This window comes from Citrobacter sp. Cy070 (assembly GCF_030332245.1).
In the GTDB taxonomy this organism is placed as follows: Bacteria; Pseudomonadota; Gammaproteobacteria; order Enterobacterales; family Enterobacteriaceae; genus Citrobacter; species Citrobacter youngae.
In genome coordinates, this window is record NZ_JAOWIG010000034.1 from 1 (window position 1) to 4,927 (window position 4,927).

Below are 4,927 nucleotides of genomic sequence, written 5' to 3' on the forward strand. Positions count from 1 at the left end.
ATCAAGCGACAGTTCGGCTTCGTGAAAGCCAGATACAAGGGGTTGCTGAAAAACGATAACCAACTGGCGATGTTATTCACCCTGGCCAACCTGTTTAGGGTGGACCAAATGATACGTCAGTGGGAGAGATCTCACTAAAAACTGGGAATAACGCCTTAAATGGCGAAGAAACGGTCTAAATAGGCTCTCATTCAAGGCATTTACGGGAGAAAAAAACGGCTCAAACAGGAAAAATGAAATGACTGAGTCAGCCGAGAAGAATTTCCCCGCTTATTCGCACCTTCCTTAGTCGAAAATTAAATTGGGTTATGTCCTTTTTATTTCAAAGACTTAAAAAGTTGAAATTCGCCTAAATGTGTCATATAATCTAATAATACATTAAGTCTATCAAGGGTTATTTATGTGGAAATTATCGCTTTTAACTACTGTAATTTCATTGGTGGTAGCCTCTTGTGTATCTGATCCTTACTCAAAGCCTTCTGCTTTACGGTTTCAAAATAATAAGCAAGGTTATAATCAGGAGATCAATGTCAACAGAGATGCTAAATTATGCGCAGGGGATACAAGAGATGAACAGAGTTGCCCAATTCATTTCTATATTGACAGTATTGAATCAGGTAAATTCTATATCAATAATACGGCAAAGTATTATTTAAAACCAGAAGTTTATAATTTCAAAGTTAAAAATTGTAGCGGCGAAAAAAATTGTCAGAGTTGCGATGTCGACTTGCGGCCAGATCAATTAAAAGATCGTAACTTTATTCTTTCTGTAGATGCTGCTGGTGTACCTTTTATTTCAAATAATGGTCATCCTTTGGCTTGTAGACAACAGCCAGCAGCTCAAAAGCCTGTCGTTGCTCCTGTTGAGCATACTGAAACAATTGATTTGGCAGCCGATACATTATTTAAATTTGATGGTTCATCTTTAAATGATTTATTGCCTAAAGGCCGTCAGGAAGTTCAGGACGTAGCATCAAAAATTTCAACAGGTTTTGTTTCTGTCAGTAAGATCATATTGGTCGGTCATACGGATCGTCTAGGAAGCGAAACTTATAACCAAAAACTTGGTCAGAATCGTGCTGAAACTGTACGTAGTCTGCTTGTTCAAAATGGCGTATCCGCAAATATTATCTCGGTGGCAAGTGCAGGGAAGAATCAACCAGTCACGGACGGCTGTCCTACGGTTAAATCTCGTGAAGCACTAAAAGCATGTTTACAGCCCGATCGTCGCGTGACGGTACAAATTACGGGCATTACCAAGTAATTCAGCATTTAAAAGTTTCAACGAATATAGGCCACACAGAACATGACAAATTTTATTGTAGTAGAAAAAGATTCTTTAAATAAAGTATCTATCAACACGCAACATATCACTTTAACAGAAGCATCAATTGTCCATACCAAAATGCATCGTAATGATGTAGCAGAGTTTTTACGTGATGGCAATAACCTGATTTTAAAGTTAAATAATGGTGAAACTGTCCTTATCGAAAACTTCTTTGTCGTATATGACAAAGTTGATTCTGATCTGGTTTTTGAAGAAGATGGTTGTATCTTATACTGGTTTGATGGTGTTTCTGGTTTTAAGGGAATACCTGGGCTTGAGGTCTTATTACCTGCTAGTGCGGCAGGTGGGTCTTTACTGCCATGGATTATTGGTGGTGGTGCTGTTATTGGTGGCATCATTGCAGCCGCAGGAAGTGGCGGTGGAGGGGATAAAAACGCATGGCCAATCGCCGTTAAGGATGAAATTACAGGTGTTGAAGATACCCCAGTTAATGGCAATGTTTTAACTAATGATCGTGATCCTGATGGAAACGCAATCACAGTTACTCAATTTGTTGTGGAGGGTAAAAGCTATAATGCAGGCCAAACCGTTACAATTGATAAAATTGGCGAGCTAACGCTCAATGCCGATGGAACTTATCACTTTGTCCCTGCGACTAACTGGAATGGCACCGTTCCAACAGTTACTTATACAATTAGTGATGGCCAGGGTGGAACCGCTTCAGCGGAATTGGTAATCACCATTACACCTGATGCAAATCCTTCGATTAGCATAAAAGATGAAAATGGCGGCAGTGAAAATCCGAACAATACTACTGATACATTAATTGAACAGGGGCATGTTACTGTATATGAACAGGGTTTAACTGATACATCGGGTTCAAATAAAGAAACGGGTAGTATTACGATTGGGGCTGGTGATGGCGTAAAGTCTGTTACGGTTGGTGATACCAATATTTTGCTAACAGATCTGGAAAATGCCTCAACTACACCGATTATTATCAACACGCCTCATGGCAAGATCATCATTACTGACTATACGCCAAATGGTCAGGAATTTAATGGCGTATCTACGGGTGGCACCATTACTTATGAATATGAACTAGATCAACCTGTTACCAACGATGCATCACACACCGATAACTTTCTGGAAGAAGTCGGTATATCTGTGACAGATCAAAGTAATATTGTGAGCAGTGGCAGTCTAGTCATTAGCATTATTGATGATGCACCACTTGCCAAAAACGACATCGATAATGTGGCTGCTAATCAATTTACCCCTGAAACTGGAAATGTACTGACGGGTGTTGGTACGAGTAGTGGGGCTACAGGTGCAGACAAAATTAGTGCCGATGGAGTGAGCATCTCCACAGTGGTTAGTGATAATGTATCTGCTAACGTGGTAACAGATGATGGCACAACGCTGACGATCGAAGGGCAGTATGGTACTCTAATACTCAATAAGACCACAGGTGAATATAGTTACGAGCGTCATGAAGGTACGCCGGGCGGTGTAAATGAGGTATTTACTTATACATTGGTTGACGGTGATGGGGATAGCTCAACAGCTAACTTGACATTAGTCATTGGCAATAGTGCGCCTCTTGTTACGCTTCCTTCGAGCTATGGAGAGAGTACCAAAGTCTATGAATCAGGTTTGAATAATGGTGGCTCTAAAGCATCTACTGATAAGGAAACAACAAGCGGTACAATTGCTTTTACCTCTCCAGATGGTTTGGCTTCTCAAGATGCAGTGAAGTTAGGTGGACATACCCTAACGACAGCAGATCAAACATTCTCGGATGGTTTAACTGCACGCTATGAATACAATTCGGCAACTGGTACAGGCACTATCCACTATAGCTACACACTTCCTGCGAATACGTCAGGTGATAATGCCAATGCAACATTTGCAGTGGAAGTGACAGATATCGATGGCGATAAAACAGCTTCGGGTGATCTGGTTATTAATATTATAGATGACGCACCTGTTGCGAAGCCTGACACGAATAGCATTACAGAAGACAGCGTCCCTAACCCGGTAAGTGGCAACGTACTGACAGGAGGCGTATCTAGTGGAGATACAGCTGATACCCAAGGCGCAGACAAAGCTAACGTCAGTGGAGTACAGGCTGGAACAGTTGCGTCAGGTGAACACGTAGCAAATGGCGCATTGAATACAGCAGTGAATGGAGAATACGGAACATTAATTCTCCGTGCTGACGGTAGTTACACCTACCAATTAAATAATAACAATACGGATGTAAATGCCCTTAAAGATAACCAAAGCCTCCAAGACGTATTTAGCTACACCATTACCGATGGAGATGGAGATAAATCGACAGCGACCATTACCATCACCATTAATGGACATACCGATGGCGCACCTAACGTGGTTATCACTGATCATAATGGATCAGCGCTTGGTGCGAACAGCATTGCCGAAAATGCAACGACCCCAGTACAAGGCGAGTTTACCGTCAACGCAGCAGATGGACTGAAATCTATCACGATTGGTGGCACGACCATTCTGACCAGCGAACTCTTGGATCTATCCCCGACCACACCAAAAACAATCGCAGGTACAGAGGGAACACTGACCCTTACCGACTATGATCCAGTAACAGGCAAAGTCAGTTATAGCTACCAACAAAGTGACAGCAGCAAAGACCACAGCGGTGGTGATACTAGCGTAAGCGATACTTTCCCAATTGTAGTGACAGACAATGCCAATGAAAGCTCAGCAGCGACGAATCTGGTTATTCTCATCACAGATACCGCCCCAGAAGCCAAAGCTGACACAGGCACAGTGACAGAAGACGGTGCAGCACTTGAAGGAAACGTGATCACAGGTGGCAGTAGCAACAGCACAGATGTTGCTGACCGTTTAGGTGCAGATGCAACACAAGTGACAGGAGTCAGCAAAGGAAGCTCAACAACAGAACAAACAGGTAATGTTGGTGGAACAGGACTTGCAGGTGACTACGGCACACTGATACTCAATAGCGAGGGTAGTTACAGCTATACCGTTGACCCAAATAACGCAACCGTGAATGCATTAAAAGATGGAGGCAAGCTCACAGAAACATTTAGCTACACCATTAAAGATGCAGATGGGGACTGGAGTACCACAACATTAACCATCACCATTAACGGACATACTGATGGCGTACCAAGCATTACACCGAACGATGAGAACGGAAACAATGTTGGTGGTCAGATTACAGTGTATGAAAGTGGTCTAAGTACAGGTAGCAATGCAAGTGCAGCGAGCGAATCTGCCAGTGGAACGATTCAGATCAATGCAGGAGATGGCTTAAGCAGTATTAACATAGGCGGACAGACCTTTAGCCTTTCACAATTACAATCACTGAGTAGCAGCAACCCATCGGCAGCGATCAACGTCGCTGGTGGAACCATCGTTCTAAATGGTTTTACGGCAAATAGCAGTGTAGGTGGTATCCCAACTTCAGGTAGTTTGAGTTATACCTATACTTTGAACAATGCCCAGACACATAGCGCTGTTGGAAATGATGGTTTACTTCTGAGTGGCATTCCACTGAGTGTCACAGATGCAGGAGGGGTAACCACAACAGGTAGTCTGGTTGTACAAGTGATTGATGATGTTCCAACTGCTGTG

General features: G+C 42.7%; 2 protein-coding genes and 1 pseudogene. All 3 read left to right on the forward strand.

The window, feature by feature from the left end:
- Positions 1-138, forward strand: a pseudogene (locus OGY19_RS02365) (IS5/IS1182 family transposase); the annotation flags it as partial.
- A 262-nt stretch (positions 139-400) separates the two neighbouring features.
- Entirely contained in the window at positions 401-1,264 is an 864-nt protein-coding gene (locus OGY19_RS02370) for an OmpA family protein (protein WP_080828409.1), read from the forward strand.
- A 42-nt stretch (positions 1,265-1,306) separates the two neighbouring features.
- Positions 1,307-4,927: cadherin-like domain-containing protein (locus tag OGY19_RS02375; RefSeq protein ID WP_286596216.1), on the forward strand; the 3,621-nt coding region annotated here is incomplete at its 3' end.